This is a genomic window from Amycolatopsis sp. WGS_07, from assembly GCF_045278895.1.
GTDB lineage: Bacteria > Actinomycetota > Actinomycetes > Mycobacteriales > Pseudonocardiaceae > Amycolatopsis.
Genome location: NZ_CP136053.1, coordinates 10,139,018 through 10,152,418, shown reverse-complemented (window position 1 = coordinate 10,152,418; position 13,401 = coordinate 10,139,018). Strand labels below are relative to the sequence as shown.

Genomic DNA, 13,401 nt, shown 5'->3' with positions numbered 1-13,401 from the left:
TCGTTACCGTTGCCGGGTGGATCACGTGGAATCCGGTCTGCTGCAGGCGCTGCAGATCGACGGGCGGGTGTCGTTCAGCCAGGTCGCCGAGGTGCTCGGGGTGTCGGACCAGACCGTCGCCCGGCGGTATCAGGCGCTGCGGGCGGCCGGCGCGGTCCGGGTCGTGGGGCTGACCCTGCCGGAGGCGGTCGGGGAGGAAACCTGGCTCGTCCGGGTCGGCTGCGCGCCGGGCACGGCCGAGAGTTTGGCACAGGCACTGGCCCGCCGTCCGGAGACGTCGTGGGTGCACGTGGCCTCCGGCGGCGCGGAGATCGTGTGCATGGTGCGGACTCCCGCGGAGGCGGCCACGTCGTCGGTGCTGGCGCGCCTGCCCCGTTCGCCGCCGGTGACGCAGGTCAGCGGGCACTGCGTCGTGCACGTCTTCTTCGGCGGCCCCACCAGCCCGCTGTCCAAGGCCGGTCCGCTGACCTCGGCCCAGATCGCGCGCCTCCGGCCTCCCGAGGTCGCCGCGGCGCCGGACGAGCCGGTCGAGCTGACCGACGGCGACCGGGCGTTGCTGGCGGAGGTAGGCCGCGACGGGCGCATCGGTTTCCGTGAGCTGGCCGCGGCTACCGGCTGGTCTCAGACGACCGTCCGGCGGCGGCTGACCGAACTGCGCCGGGCGGGAGTGCTGTACTTCGATGTCGACTTCGCGCCTTCGCTGCTCGGGCTCCGTACCACTGCTTCGCTGTGGCTGTCAGTGGCTCCGCGCCACCTCGCCGCCGCTGGTGCGGCCCTCGCGAAGCACACCGAGGTGAGCTTCGCCGCGGCGACGACCGGACCGTCCAATCTGTACGTCAGCGTCCAATGCCGTAGCCCACGCGCGCTTTATGCGTACGCGACCGGGCCGCTGGCCGCGCTGCCCGGAGTATCGGCGGTGGAGACTGCGCCGGTGATGCGCACACTCAAACAGTCGGAAATCGCCATCTAGGCCCTAAGACTGGAAAATACCGCCGAAGATCACGCCTTTCCTGGGAAGCCCGCCTGGGCATGGCGACAGTGGCCCCATGGCAACCGCATTCGACCCGATCGACCTGCCCGCGCTGACCCTGCCCAACCGCATCGCGATGGCCCCGCTGACCCGCCGCCGCGCCTACGGTCCGGGTCTGTCGGCCACCGAGCTGATGGGGGACTACTACATCCAGCGCTGCTCCACGGGGCTCATCATTTCCGAGGCGCTGCAACCGAATCGAGTCGGCCAGGGCTACACCTGGACGCCCGGCATCCACGACGAACGCCAGGTCGCGTCGTGGCGTCCCATCACCGAGCGCGTGCACAACGCGGGCGGCCGCATCTTCGCCCAGCTCATGCACGCCGGCCGCAACAGCCATCCCGTCCTGCTCGGCGGCGGCCTGCATCCGGTCGCGCCGTCGCCGGTCGCCGCAGAGGGGCAGGTCCGCATCAGCACGGACGGTCCCGCCGTGCGTGCGCCCTACCCGGTGCCGCACGAGCTGACCGTGTCCGGAATCCGCGAGACGATCAGCGACTTCGCCGACGCCGCGGCCCGTTGCGACGCCGCCGGGTTCGACGGCGTGGAACTGCATGGCGCGTACGGGTATCTGATCCAGCAGTTCCTGTCCGACACGGCCAACCAGCGTACCGACCGCTACGGCGGCTCCATCGCCAACCGGATCCGGTTCGTGCTGGAACTGGTCGACAGCGTCGCCGCCCGCATCGGACCGGGACGGCTCGCCCTGCGGATTTCCCCCGGCTGCCCGGCGTTCGGCATCCGGGAGAGCGACGTCGACGCGCTCTACGCCGCCCTCGTCACCGAACTGCGCACCGACCTGGCCTACCTGCACGTCTTGGAGTTCCCTGGACACCGCGCCCTGATCCGGAGCCTGCGCGAGCGGTGGCCTGGCGTGTTCATGCTCAACCCGTACCAGGCCACGTATGCCGATCCAGGCGCCCAGCTGCGCCTGATCGAAGACGGGCTCGCCGACGTTCTCGCGTTCGGCACCCTGTTCGTCTCCAATCCGGACCTGGTCGAACGCCTGCGCGCGGGCGGCCCGTTCACTCCCGCCGACCCGCGCACCTTCTACCTCGGCGACCACCGCGGCTATGTCGACTATCCGACCCTAGCCCCGGACCGCAGATAAACCCGGGCGCACCGTCACCGCGACAGCCCGAAACCGTCGCGCAAGGAGTACCGCCGTTGCGGCGAAGCCGACGCAGAGCCCCGTCCACACTCCCCATCCACCCCAGCCGAACACGTACGCGCACACCACCATCGCCGGGACACCGATCGCCCAGTATCCGATGAGCGTGCAGCGCAGCCCCGAAACGGTGTCCCCGAGCCCGCGGAGCAAGCCGACCAGGATGTTCTGGGTGCCCTTGCTGTATTGCTGCGCGATCGCGAACAGCAGCAGGGTCGACGCCGTCGCGAGTACCGCCGTGCCTGTCTCGTCGTGCAGGAACGGCCACAGCATCGCCTGCGGAATCACCAGGTAACCCAGGCTCACGATCGCCATCAGCGTCCACGACAGGGTCAGCGCGCGGCGTGCGATCGACGGAGCCAGCTGCGGCTTGCCCTGGCCGACAGCGCGGCTGAGCAGGATCGAAGAGCCTTGGGACAGCCCGATATTGCACTGATAGACGATGTACGCGAGCTGATTCGCGACGTTCGACGCGGCGAGCATCGCGGGCCCGAACGCGCCCATCAGCAGCGTGGCGATCGAGGTGATCGCGGCTTCCGACCCGTAGGTGAAGCAGATCGGCGTCCCGTGCCGGAGGATGCGCCGGACCACCACGGCGTCGGCGCGCCACGCGGCGAGCGAGACCATCGTCCGCAGGGCTGGGTCCCGGCGGATGGCCGAGGCGAAAACCGCCAGGGTGAAGAACTGGACGACCGTGGTCGCCAGCCCGACCCCCGCGACGCCCAGCCGGGGCAGGCCCGCCCAGCCGTAGATGAACGCGCCGTTGCAAGCCGCGTTCACCGCGATGGACACGCAGGTCACCGCGAGGAGCGAGCCAGGGCGGCGCAGCCCGACCGAGAACTGCCGCAGGACGTTGAGCCACACCATCGGGAACAGCCCGCCCGCGAGGGCGAACATCATTGACTGGGCGAGCGAGACGATCTCGGGTTTCTGCCCGAGCAGCGGCAGGGCGAGCGCGAGTCCACAAAGGACAGCCGCGCCGGCGGTGGCGGTCAGCGTCGCCACCAGGAGGGCCGACCGGAGCAGTGTGCGGATCTCGTCCCGCGCCCGGTCGTCCGGATCGCTCGTTCCGGTGCGCTGTTCGCCCGCCCCGGCCGCGGCGGCCACCAGGTTCCCGATCCCGGTGACCATCCCGACGCACATGGTGCGGATCTGGTTGTAGAGCAGGATCGCCAGCCCGCCCGCGGCGACCGCGGGCACGCCGAGCAGCCCGAGCATGGCCAGATCGACGCTGGTCAGGGCGACCTGGGCGAGCTGCACCCCGGCGATCGGAGCCGCCAGCGCCACCAGCGGCCGGTACCCGGTCTTCACGCGCTCACCGCCACCGGCACGGACCAGGCGTCTTGGGCAGCCACGCCGACGGACGCCTCGTAGGCGGTGAACCAGCGCTCGACCCGGCGGTGCGCGAGTTCGTCCAGCACCCCGCGTTCGCGCAGCCACTCGTCGTCGTACACCGAGTCCAGGTATTTCTCCCCGGCGTCGTTGCACAGCACCACGACGGTGCTCCCGGCCGGGTAGCCGAGCAGGCTGCGCAACGCGAGGCAGATCGCGCCGCCGGTGGTCCCGCCGACCAGCATCCCGGTCCGGCGGGCCACGACCCGCGCCCCGGCGAACGCGTCGCAGTCGTTGACCCGGTGGGACCGGTCGATCACCGAGTAGTCCACATTGGACCCGACCGGGAAGCCTTCCGGGCTGCCCGCACCGGTCTGGTGGTAGACGCCGGGCGGGCCGCCGAAGATGATCGAGCCCGCCGGTTCGACCGCCACCGCCCGGGTCCGCGCACCGGCGGCGCGCAGGCCGCGGACGGTGCCGCACAGCGAACCGCCGGTGCCGATGGCCGCGATCAGCACGTCGACGGAGCCCAGCTGCCGCAGCAGCTCCGCCGCCAGGCCGAGATAACCGTTCCCGTTGCCGGGATTGTTGTGCTGGTCCGGGTGGTAGGCGCCCAGTTCGGCCGCCATCCGGGCGGCGACCTCCCTTCGCCGCACGGAACTGACCCCGCCGTCGGCAGGGCATTCGACGAACACGAGCCGCGCGCCCATCGCGGAGAGCATGCGCAGTTTCTCGCGGGCCGCGTGCCGGTCGACGACCGCGGTGAACCGGTAGCCGCGTTCGAGCGCGACCAGCGCGAGGCCGCATCCGGTGTTCCCGGACGTGGGCTCGACGATGTGCCCGCCCGGGGCCAGCATGCCGTCGCGCTCGGCCTCGTCGATCATCTGCCGGGCCATCCGGACCTTGCACGAACCGGTGGGGTTGAGCTGGTCGAGCTTGAGCAGCAGCCGCGTTCCCGCGCCGGTGCGCGCCAGCTCCAGCAGAGGCGTGTCCCCGATCAGATCGGAGGCGCGCTGGACGATCGTCATCGGATCTCCTGGATCGGGAAGTCGGTGTCGAGGTGCCAGCCGTCGTCGCCCGCCACCGCTTTCGGCGGCAGCGGCAGCTGGTGGAAACCGCTCTCGTTCTTGTCCATTTGATAGCCCGCGGTATTGGGGTAGACGAGGAGATCGCCCACGGCCGGACGGCCCGCCAGTTCGACCGTCCGCCACGTGAGGACGTCGTATTCCATGCAGCTCGACCCGGCGACGGCGGTGCGCGCGGTCGGCTCGTCCGGGGCGATCCCGCCCGGCCGCACCAGGATCGGATCCGGCAGGAACTCGCTGCCCTTCCACTGTTCGGACAGACTCATGCTCAACCCGGCGACGGTGGTGACGAGATGCTCGCCGCTGGCTTTGCAGCCCTGCACCGGAAACACCGAGAACCCGGCACCGTCGACCAGCGCCCGGCCCGGTTCGAGCAGCAGCTCGATCCCGGCGTCGCGCAGCCGCTTCGCCAACGGAACCCCGCCGACTTCGTGGCGGACGATCGCCGTGACCATCGCCGCCCCAGCGGGTTCCTGGTGATACGGATAGGTGCGCGCGGGATTCCGTCCACTGTGGAACCACCCGTCGTTCCGGCCGGCTTCGAAGCGTGCCCAGTCTTCCTTGTCCACATAGGACACCGCGATTCCGCCACCGACGCTGATCTTCGACGCGGGATGCCCGAGCGCACGGGCGTCCTGGCACAGCTCGACCAGGTGCGCGGCGAGTTCGGCACGGGGGACCGGGTCGTATCCGTCGAGATGGAACGAGAAGCCGCGTAACGAGACCGCCGCGCCCAGCTCGACGCACCGCCGTACGGCAGCGGCGAGTTCGCCGGGAGCGAAGCCGAACCGGCTCGACGGCGCGGCGGGCGGACGGACCCGCAGCAGGATCTCAGCGGTCACGCCAAGCTCGGCAGCCAGGCTCGCGACGCGCTCCAGCTCGTCCGCCGCGTCCACCGCCAGCAAGCACTGGTGCCGCAGCGAAAGCCACAGCAGGCCCTCGGACTTGGCGGCCCCGGTGACCCCGATCGCGTCCCCGCGCACGCCGTTGCCCAAGGCGTGCACCAGTTCCGGAACGCTCGCCACGTCGACCCCGGTGCCGGGAGCCGTGCACTCGCGCAGCCAGGCGGCCGCTTTGTTCGCTTTCTTGCCATAGTAGACGGTGCCTCGGACATTTTCCGCGGCGAGCGCGTCGACGAACCCGCGAAGGTTTTCGGCGAAGGTCGGCGGATGGATCACGTGAAAGGGACCGCCGCCGACCGCGCGGCCGATCTCCCACAACATCGCGCTCTCACGCAGTTTCAGCGCCCACGGGCGTTCACGGGCCGGCAGCGGCGGCGAAAGAGCGCTCACGACCACAGCGCCACCTCTCGACCCCGGCCAGCCGCGATGGCGCGCGCGGCGAGCGCGTGCGCCACCGGGATGTCAGTGATGATCATGCCGCTGCTGAAGGCGAACACCCGGTCTTCGTCCGTGCGACGGCCCGGCACCCGGCCCGCCAGGATCTCGGGCAGTTCGGCGTCGATGCGGAAAACCCCGTCCGGACCTGCCATCCGCCGTCCGGTGACCTCGACCTGCGCGGCGCTCGTGGCCACCGTGTAGTCGGCCTCGGCGAGCGTGCCTTCCTGAACACCCTTGCTGGCGACCGAAATCAGCAGCCCGCCCGGCGGCAGCCAGCCAAGGTGGATCTTCGGGTGCGCCGCCCGGCCGGACGCGGCGACGACGATGTCGGACTCGCGTGCCGCGGCCTCCACGTCCTGCACCAATTCGACCTCCCGGCCGGGGAAGTGCTCGGCCATCATGGCGAGGCTGTCGCGGATGCCGTCCGGATGCGTGCCGAACAGCCGCAGCCGCTCCAGCCCCGGCAGCGCGGTGAGCAGGTACGGAAGCGTCCGGATCCCCTGCGCGCCGGTGCCGACCATCAGTGCCGTGCGCGCGTCCGGCCGGGCGCAGGTCCTCGCGAGCAGCGCGGTGCTGGCTGGGGTGCGGGTGGAGCCGACGCGATGGCAGTCCAGGAGCGCGAACGGCAGGCCGGTCACGTCGTCGTACAGCGTGATCGTCGTGTAGTACTTCTCGGCGGAAGTGCTGCCCTGCCGGTAACTCGTCTTGAATGCGGCCTGTTCGAGCGAGCCGTCGTAGCCGAGCATCGAGTACGCGACGGAGTCGCGCGCGGCGTCCGGCATCGGCACCATCAGCTTCGCCGGATTGCGTGATGCGCCGGACGCGTAGGCCAGGTAACCGTCCTCGACCATGGTGATCGCTTCGTGCGGGGCGAGTTCGAGACTGTGCAGATCGCTTCGGGTCAGGATGTGCAGGATCGGGCCGGAATTCATGAGCTGACAACCTTTCTCGTGGAAGGGGTACCAAGCGCCGCGTCGCGGATCTCGAGAACGCGGTCGCAGAAAGCACGGACCAGCGGGAGGTCGTGGCTGACGAACAGGACGCCCGCTCCGTCGTCCGCCGCGCCCCGGACAGTCGCGACCACTGCGGCGGTGGTCGCCGGGTCGAGCGCGGAGGTCATCTCGTCGCACAGGAGGTAGCCGGGTTCGCCGATGAGCGCGCGGACCATCGCGGCTCGCTGCAACTGCCCGTCCGACACCTGCTGGGGCACCCGGTCGAGCAGGCCGACCGGGAGATCTGCCTTGGCGCACCAGGAATCCCAGTCGATCTCGGGGCCGGTCGCGCAGATCTCGATGCTCCGGCGCAGCGTGAGCCGCGGGTCGCAGGCCCGGCGCGGCGACTGGAACAACATCGTCACGCGCCCGTCCGGCCGCCGGGGACGCGGCACTCCGTCCAGCAGCACTTCGCCGCTCAAGGGGGCGTTGAGCCCGGCGAGGCAGCGGGCCAGCGTTGTCTTGCCGCAGCCGGAAGCACCGGTGAGGCCGACGATTTCGCCGGGACGCAGGTCCAGGTCGACGTCGCGGAGCAGGGCGGTGCGGCCGTGTCCGACGGTCAGGGAACGTGCCGAGAGCATTCAGCTTCCGTATCGGTAGTCGGCGGGCAGGTCGACGAGACTGGGCGTGGGATGGGGCAGCGGGTGCAGCCCGTTCTCCGGGAGCGCGGCCAGCAGGTCACGCGTGTAGGGATGCCGCGGCGCGGTGAGCACATCGGCGGCCGGGCCGGTTTCGACGACGCGCGAGGCGAACATGACGGAGAGATCCGCGGTTACGCCGTGGAGCGCTTCGATGTCGTGCGTCGCGACCAGCACCACGCGGTCCTGACGCACGGCGAGATCGGCGAGCAGCGCGACCGCGTCCCGGGAACGTTCAGGATCGAGCGCGGACGTCGGCTCGTCCGCGACCACCACCGGCGGGTCGCCCGCGATCGCGGCGGCGATCGCCGCTCGCTGCACCATCCCGCCCGAGAGTTCGTGCGGGTATTTGGCGAGCGCGTCGGCCTCCAGCCCGACGAGGTCGAGCAATTCCCGCGGACTGCGTTCGCCGCGCAGGAAACGCACGGTCTCCGCCAGCTGCCCGCCGAGCTTGCGGACCGGAGTGAAGCAGGTCATCGCGGACTGCGGCACCACCCCGACCGTCCGGCCGCGCTCCCGCCACAGCTCGGGCGCGGTGGACGCGCCGGCCACCGTGACAGTCCCGCTGAACCGGGCCGAATCGGGCAGGAGCCCGGTGACTGTCGAGCACAGCGTGGACTTTCCGGAACCCGAGCTGCCGATCACGAAGTGCGGCCTGCCCCGGGTGGCGAGGAGATCGACGTCGGTGAGCGCGTGCACCTCCCGTCCGGAGTCGAGGGGGATCCGCACGCTGACCTGTTCAAGGCGCAACGTCACGTGATTGCCTCCGTCCGGTTCGCGGTGAGCGAGCGTCCAAGGACCGACAACGCCAGCGTCGCGGCGACGATCGCGCCCGCCGGGAACACCAGCCGCCACCACTGCCCGAGCAGCAGCGCCTCGCCGGCCTCCGAGAGCAGGGTGCCGAGCGACGCCTGATGCGGCGGCAGCCCGGCCCCGAGGAAGGACAGCGTCGACTCGTGCCAGATCGCGTGGGCGACCAGCAGCACGGCCGCCACCGAGGCCTGGCCCGCCGCGACCGGAAGGAAGTGAATCCGGGCGATCCGCAGCGCGGGCAGGCCGCGCAGCCGGGCGGCTTCGACGTATTCGGTGTGCCGCAAGGCAAGCAGCTCGGCCCGCACCACCCGGGCGACCGCCGTCCAGTGCGTGAGCACGAGCGACACGACGATGGCGGTGATCGAACCGTGGAACATCGAGACGATCAGCAGGGAGAGCAGCAGGCTGGGAATGGCGGTCATCGCGTCGGCCACGCGCATCCCGATCCGGTCCCACCAGCCGCCGAACGCGCCCGCCGCGACGCCGACGACGAGCCCGACGATCGTGGACACCACCGCGGTCGCCGCGGAGATCCCCAGCGACACCCGCATCGCTTTCGCGACCAGGGTGAACAGGTCCCGTCCGGACGAGTCGGTGCCGAACCAGTGCGCCGTGCCCGGTCCTTGGTCGGCGGCCGCGAAGTCGGTGATGGCCTCGTCGATGGGGTGCACGAGGGGAGCGGCGATCGCGTAGACGGTCAGCAGAGCCACGAACCCGGCCGCGCCCCACACGGCAAGCCTTCGGTCAGCCATCGGCCTCAATCCTCGGGTCGACGGCCACGGCGGCAGCGTCCGCGGCGAGATTGCCCAGCAGGACGAGCGCGACCGTGAGCACGGTGACGATCGCCAGCAGCGGAAAGTCCAATGCCCGCGCGGAATTCACCGTCGCGTCGCCGAGGCCTGGCCACGCGAACACGGTCTCCACGACGGTCGCGCCGACCAGCAGTTCCGGCAGCCGGCCGCCGATCAGCGCGAAGAACGGCGTAACCGACAAGGGCAGGATGTGCCGGAGGTCGACGATCCGCCGGGGGAGTCCGCGAGCTTGCGCGCCACGGACGGCGTCGCTGCCCGCGGCCCGCGTGATCGCTTCGCGCAGGCCAAGCACGAGCCAGGGCACCTGGGACAGCCCCAGTGCCAGCGCGGGCAGCACGAGGTGGCGAGCGGCCGAGCCGGCGGTGATCGCCGCGCCCGGATCGGTGAGCCCGGAAGCGGGGAACAGCCGCAGCGTGACGGCGAACAGCAGGACCGAGCCGAGGGCGATGACGAACGGCGGAACCGCTTGCAGCACCACCGCCAGCGCGCTGATCGCACGGTCCGCGAGCCCGCCGGGACGCAGTCCCGCGACCGCGCCGAGAACGCCCGCGAGCACCACCGCGACCACCGAACCGGCCAGCCCGAGCAGCGCGGTCCAGCCCAGCCGGTCGCCCAGCACCTGCAGCACCGGCGCGTGATAAGCCCGCGAGTACCCGAGATCCCCGGTCACCGCGTTGGCGAGCCAGTGCCACCAGGACGCGAACCAGCTCTGGTCCAGCCCGAGGGTGTGTTTGAGCGCCGCGCGTTCGGCCTCGGTGTAGCCGTCGCCGACCCCGCCGAGGTAGGCGTCCAGCGGGTCGAACGGGCTGGCCGCGGCGAGCCCGAACGTCGCGAGCGAGACGACGAGCACCAGCGGCACGCCGAACGCCAGCCGCCGCCCGGTGAGCCGGACGATGCGGGCGCGCCGCGTCACGAGCGCGTCCAGCGGGCCAGCGAGTACCACGGCCCCCAGGCGACCCCGTGCGCGTGCGGCTCGAGCGCGGTCGGCCCGACACGCCATCCGTTGTCGCGCAACACATACACGTGGTTTTCCGAAACGAGGGCGAGCATCGCCGGAGCCGCGTGATAGGCGGCTTGGAAATCGCGGTACAGCTGCGCCCGCTTGGCCGGGTCGCGCTCGACCCGCGCCGCGTCGAGCGCACGGTCGACGTCCGGGTTCGTGTAGTCGGAGGCGTTGTCCCACTTCGATCCCGCGCCCGGTTTGGCGTAGCGGGAGTGGAACTTCGGGTAGAGCTGAGTGTCCAATGTGTACGGTTGACCGCCGCCGCCGAGCAGGAACGGCGTGCTCGCCAGGCGCTGCGGCGTCATCGCCGACGGCTCGACCGCGACCGGGTTCAGCTCGATCCCGATCTTCTTGGCGTCGGACACGGCGGCCATTGTGAGGTCGCGGCGCAAGGTCTCGGTCGGGTAGTAGGCCACGTCGAACCGCGCCCGGAGACCGCCCCGCGCCCGAACGCCGTCGCCGCCGACCTTCCATCCAGCCTCGTCGAGGACCTGCCGCGCCCGGTCCGCGTCGAACGTGAAGTCCTGCGCCCGGTCGTAGGCGTCCCCGAACAACGGCGTGACCAGCGTGGAGACCGCCGTGCCCTCGCCGCGCAGGATGTCGCGCACCATCGCGGCCCGGTCGACCCCGAGGTTCAACGCCAGCCGGACGGCCGGATCGCCCGCCACGGGATTGCCGGTCGGCAAGGTGATTCCCAGCCAGTCGTTGGCTTTCGCGCTCACCGTGCGATACCCGTTCTTCGCGGCGGCTTTGGCCAGCGCCGGGGACAGCCGCGTGCCGTCCGCACCGTCGGCGAGCTGGGCCGCGCGCGCCTTCTCGTCGTCCGTTCGGCGCACCACGAACGTCTTCACCGCCGGCTTGGCGCCCCAGTACCCGTCGCGGGCGGTGAGCACCATCTGGTCCGGCCGCAGCTCGGTCAGCGCGTACGGTCCGGTGCCGATGGGATGGTCGCCGAGCGGCAGCTGGTCGGCCGGACCGGGTTTCGCGAATGCCTCCGAAGGCGCGATGGCCAGGAACAACCGGTGCGGCACGTCGCCGTACGCCCCGGTGAGGAAGAAGTCCACGGTGTCGGGCCCGGTCGCCTTGACGGACTTGACGAAGTCGAAATTCGCCGCGACGCGTGCGGCGAAGGCCGGATTGATCACCGCGTTGTAGGTGGCAGCTACGTCTTCGGGGCCAAACGCGGATCCGTCCGAAAACGTGACCCCGTGCCGCGTCCGGACCCGCCAATGGGCGAGATCCCCGTCGACCGGAACGGGCGGCCCCTCCGCGAGCACCGGCACCGCGTCCGGAATCCGGTCGTCCTGCCCCTCCGCGACGCGGTAGAGGCTCTCGTAGATCTTCGACTCGCCGTTGGCCCCGTGGCCGGTCAGCGGGTTGAGCCGGCCGAGTTCCTCGGCGTCGATCACCGTGAAGCGATCCCCGGCCGGCGGAGGACCAGCAGCGCCGCAGGAGACGAGCGCGGCGCCCAGGGAGATCGCGAGCACGGAACGGAGCAGGGGCAGGCGGGTACGGGAGAGAGGCACCTGGCCAAGTTATTGATAGTGACAATCATTATCAATTAAGTGTGATCTGGGTCATCTCTGCCCGGTGGTGCTCCTTGTCCGGTTTCGGCCGTCCATTGCGGACGGTCGGTGGCGAGTCTTGGCATCGCGCCGCCGAGACGGCCACTCGGCGCGAATGGCGTTGCCGGTTAGCCTGGACGGCCCGCGTCGCCCGGCGCTGTCGTGCCCGTGGGACGCGCGGGATACTGCGGTTCCAGTGCCTTCATCGGCCCCCTCTTCGGGAAGTGGTGCGTGATGAACAAAACTGGCTTCCGCACGGCGATCGCGAGCACAGCCGCCGTGCTGACCATCGGCTGGACGGCCTCCCCGGCGGCCGCGGGTCATCCCGGACAGCTCGCCGCGAGCGACTGGCCCACCTATCACCGAGACAACGCCCGCACCGGCGACGCCGCCGATCTCGCCCCGCTGGGCACCCTCGGCACCGCCTGGAAGTCCACTTTGGACGGTGCGGTGTACGGCCAGCCGCTCGTGGTAGGCGGCCAAATCCTGGCCGCCACCGAAAACAACACCGTGTACGCGCTCGACCCGGCCACCGGCGCCCCGCGCTGGTCCGCCCACCTCGGCGAACCGGCGAGACGGTCGGAGCTGCCGTGCGGGAACATCGACCCCCTAGGCATCACCGGCACCATGGTGTACGACCCAGCGACCTCGCGGGTCTACGCACTGGCCGAACTCACCGGCGGCCAGCACGTACTGGCCGGCGTGAACGTGAACACCGGCGCGGTCGAAGTGCGCACGCAACTGGAACCGCCCAAAGGCGACCCGATAGCCCACCAGCAACGAGCGGCACTGACGCTGTACGAGGGCCGCGTGTACGTGCCCTACGGCGGACTGGCCGGCGACTGCGCGAACTACATCGGCTCGGTAGCGTCGGTGACCACCGCTGGCAACGACCCGATCAGCTACAGCGTGCCGACCACCCGAGAAGCCGGAATCTGGGCCCCCGGCGGCGGCGTAGTCGACGGCCAGCGCCTGCTCTATTCGGTCGGCAACGGCGAATCGACCACCGGCTACGACGACAGCGATTCCGTACTGGCCCTGTCGCCCGCCCTGCAGCGAGTGGACCTGTTCGCCCCCGACACCTGGGCCGACGACAACGCCCAGGACCTCGATCTGGGCTCGTCCAGCCCGACCCTGCTGGGCGACCACGTGATCGCCGTCGGCAAACGCGGAACCGGGTACGTGCTGCGCCACGACCAGCTGGGCGGCATCGGCGGCGAACTGGCGCAAGCCGAGATCTGCCAGTCATTCGGCGGCAGCGCGACCAGCGGAGACACCGCCTACCTGCCCTGCTCCGACGGCCCAGCCGCGGTCCGCGTCGACCCGAACGGCACACCCCACGTGATCTGGCGCGCCCCGGTCCGCGCGAACGGCTCCCCGACGGTGGGCGGCGGCGCGGTGTGGGTGGTGGACTACCGCACTGGTGTCCTGTACGCGCTGGCACCGGCTGATGGCTCGGTGCGGAGTCAGATCAATCTGGGCACGGTCCCGCATTTCGCATCGCCGACGCTGTCTGGTGACCGCGCTTATGTGGGCACGATGACGGGAGTGGTGGCTGTTTCCGGCGCTTGATCCATTAAAGGAGCGCACGCTTTCCTCGAAGGCGTGCGCTCCTTTAATGTCACC

Annotated in this window: 12 protein-coding genes; 3 read left to right on the top strand and 9 right to left on the bottom strand. The window is 70.8% G+C overall.

Annotated elements, in window-relative coordinates:
• Positions 1-16: 16 nt before the first annotated feature.
• Together RPX00_RS47490 and RPX00_RS47485 are read left to right on the top strand one after the other, a co-directional pair.
• Positions 17-970: an Lrp/AsnC family transcriptional regulator gene (locus tag RPX00_RS47490; protein WP_406636041.1), complete on the top strand. Its 954-nt coding sequence runs from the start codon at positions 17-19 to the stop codon at positions 968-970.
• A 76-nt stretch (positions 971-1,046) separates the two neighbouring features.
• Positions 1,047-2,138 carry an alkene reductase gene (locus RPX00_RS47485; RefSeq protein WP_406636039.1) on the top strand — a complete coding sequence of 364 codons (1,092 nt, stop codon included), beginning with the start codon at positions 1,047-1,049 and terminating at the stop codon, positions 2,136-2,138.
• On the opposite strand, the gene RPX00_RS47480 is transcribed toward RPX00_RS47485, so the two are convergent.
• The 9 genes from RPX00_RS47480 to RPX00_RS47440 are packed head-to-tail and all read right to left on the bottom strand — an operon-like array spanning position 2,118 to position 11,736.
• A complete protein-coding gene (locus RPX00_RS47480) occupies positions 2,118-3,506 on the bottom strand; it encodes an MATE family efflux transporter (protein WP_406636037.1) in 1,389 nt (462 codons plus the stop codon). The genes RPX00_RS47485 and RPX00_RS47480 overlap by 21 nt on opposite strands.
• Complete coding sequence (locus RPX00_RS47475) at positions 3,503-4,555, bottom strand: PLP-dependent cysteine synthase family protein (protein ID WP_406636035.1); 1,053 nt, start codon at positions 4,553-4,555, stop codon at positions 3,503-3,505. Before RPX00_RS47475 ends, RPX00_RS47480 begins: the two co-directional genes overlap by 4 nt.
• Positions 4,552-5,904: a Y4yA family PLP-dependent enzyme gene (locus tag RPX00_RS47470; RefSeq protein WP_406636033.1), complete on the bottom strand. Its 1,353-nt coding sequence runs from the start codon at positions 5,902-5,904 to the stop codon at positions 4,552-4,554. The genes RPX00_RS47475 and RPX00_RS47470 overlap by 4 nt, the downstream gene beginning before the upstream one ends.
• The gene (locus RPX00_RS47465) at positions 5,901-6,884 is read right to left on the bottom strand and encodes an ornithine cyclodeaminase (RefSeq protein ID WP_406636031.1); all 984 of its coding nucleotides are present in this window, start codon (positions 6,882-6,884) and stop codon (positions 5,901-5,903) included. The genes RPX00_RS47470 and RPX00_RS47465 overlap by 4 nt, the downstream gene beginning before the upstream one ends.
• Positions 6,881-7,525: an ABC transporter ATP-binding protein gene (locus tag RPX00_RS47460; protein WP_406636029.1), complete on the bottom strand. Its 645-nt coding sequence runs from the start codon at positions 7,523-7,525 to the stop codon at positions 6,881-6,883. Before RPX00_RS47460 ends, RPX00_RS47465 begins: the two co-directional genes overlap by 4 nt.
• Positions 7,526-8,338, bottom strand: coding sequence for an ATP-binding cassette domain-containing protein (locus RPX00_RS47455; RefSeq protein WP_406636027.1), 813 nt, complete (start codon positions 8,336-8,338; stop codon positions 7,526-7,528).
• Positions 8,335-9,147: an ABC transporter permease gene (locus RPX00_RS47450; protein WP_406636025.1), complete on the bottom strand. Its 813-nt coding sequence runs from the start codon at positions 9,145-9,147 to the stop codon at positions 8,335-8,337. Before RPX00_RS47450 ends, RPX00_RS47455 begins: the two co-directional genes overlap by 4 nt.
• Entirely contained in the window at positions 9,140-10,150 is a 1,011-nt protein-coding gene (locus tag RPX00_RS47445; RefSeq protein WP_406636023.1) for an ABC transporter permease, read from the bottom strand. The genes RPX00_RS47450 and RPX00_RS47445 overlap by 8 nt, the downstream gene beginning before the upstream one ends.
• On the bottom strand, positions 10,117-11,736 hold the full coding sequence (locus RPX00_RS47440; RefSeq protein ID WP_406636021.1) for an ABC transporter substrate-binding protein: 1,620 nt from the start codon (positions 11,734-11,736) through the stop codon (positions 10,117-10,119). The genes RPX00_RS47445 and RPX00_RS47440 overlap by 34 nt, the downstream gene beginning before the upstream one ends.
• A gap of 273 nt (positions 11,737-12,009) precedes the next feature.
• Here RPX00_RS47440 and RPX00_RS47435 point away from each other — a divergent pair, with 273 nt between their 5' ends.
• Positions 12,010-13,347, top strand: coding sequence for a PQQ-binding-like beta-propeller repeat protein (locus tag RPX00_RS47435; protein WP_406636019.1), 1,338 nt, complete (start codon positions 12,010-12,012; stop codon positions 13,345-13,347).
• Positions 13,348-13,401 lie beyond the last annotated feature (54 nt).

What these genes read in the sequence shown, in the direction of transcription:
- RPX00_RS47485 (WP_406636039.1), top strand. Translation starts at nt 1,047, where the DNA reads ATGGCAACCGCATTCGACCCGATCGACCTGCCCGCGCTGACCCTGCCC.
- RPX00_RS47475 (WP_406636035.1), bottom strand. Translation starts at nt 4,555, where the DNA reads ATGACGATCGTCCAGCGCGCCTCCGATCTGATCGGGGACACGCCTCTG.
- RPX00_RS47465 (WP_406636031.1), bottom strand. Translation starts at nt 6,884, where the DNA reads ATGAATTCCGGCCCGATCCTGCACATCCTGACCCGAAGCGATCTGCAC.
- RPX00_RS47460 (WP_406636029.1), bottom strand. Translation starts at nt 7,525, where the DNA reads ATGCTCTCGGCACGTTCCCTGACCGTCGGACACGGCCGCACCGCCCTG.
- RPX00_RS47450 (WP_406636025.1), bottom strand. Translation starts at nt 9,147, where the DNA reads ATGGCTGACCGAAGGCTTGCCGTGTGGGGCGCGGCCGGGTTCGTGGCT.
- RPX00_RS47435 (WP_406636019.1), top strand. Translation starts at nt 12,010, where the DNA reads ATGAACAAAACTGGCTTCCGCACGGCGATCGCGAGCACAGCCGCCGTG.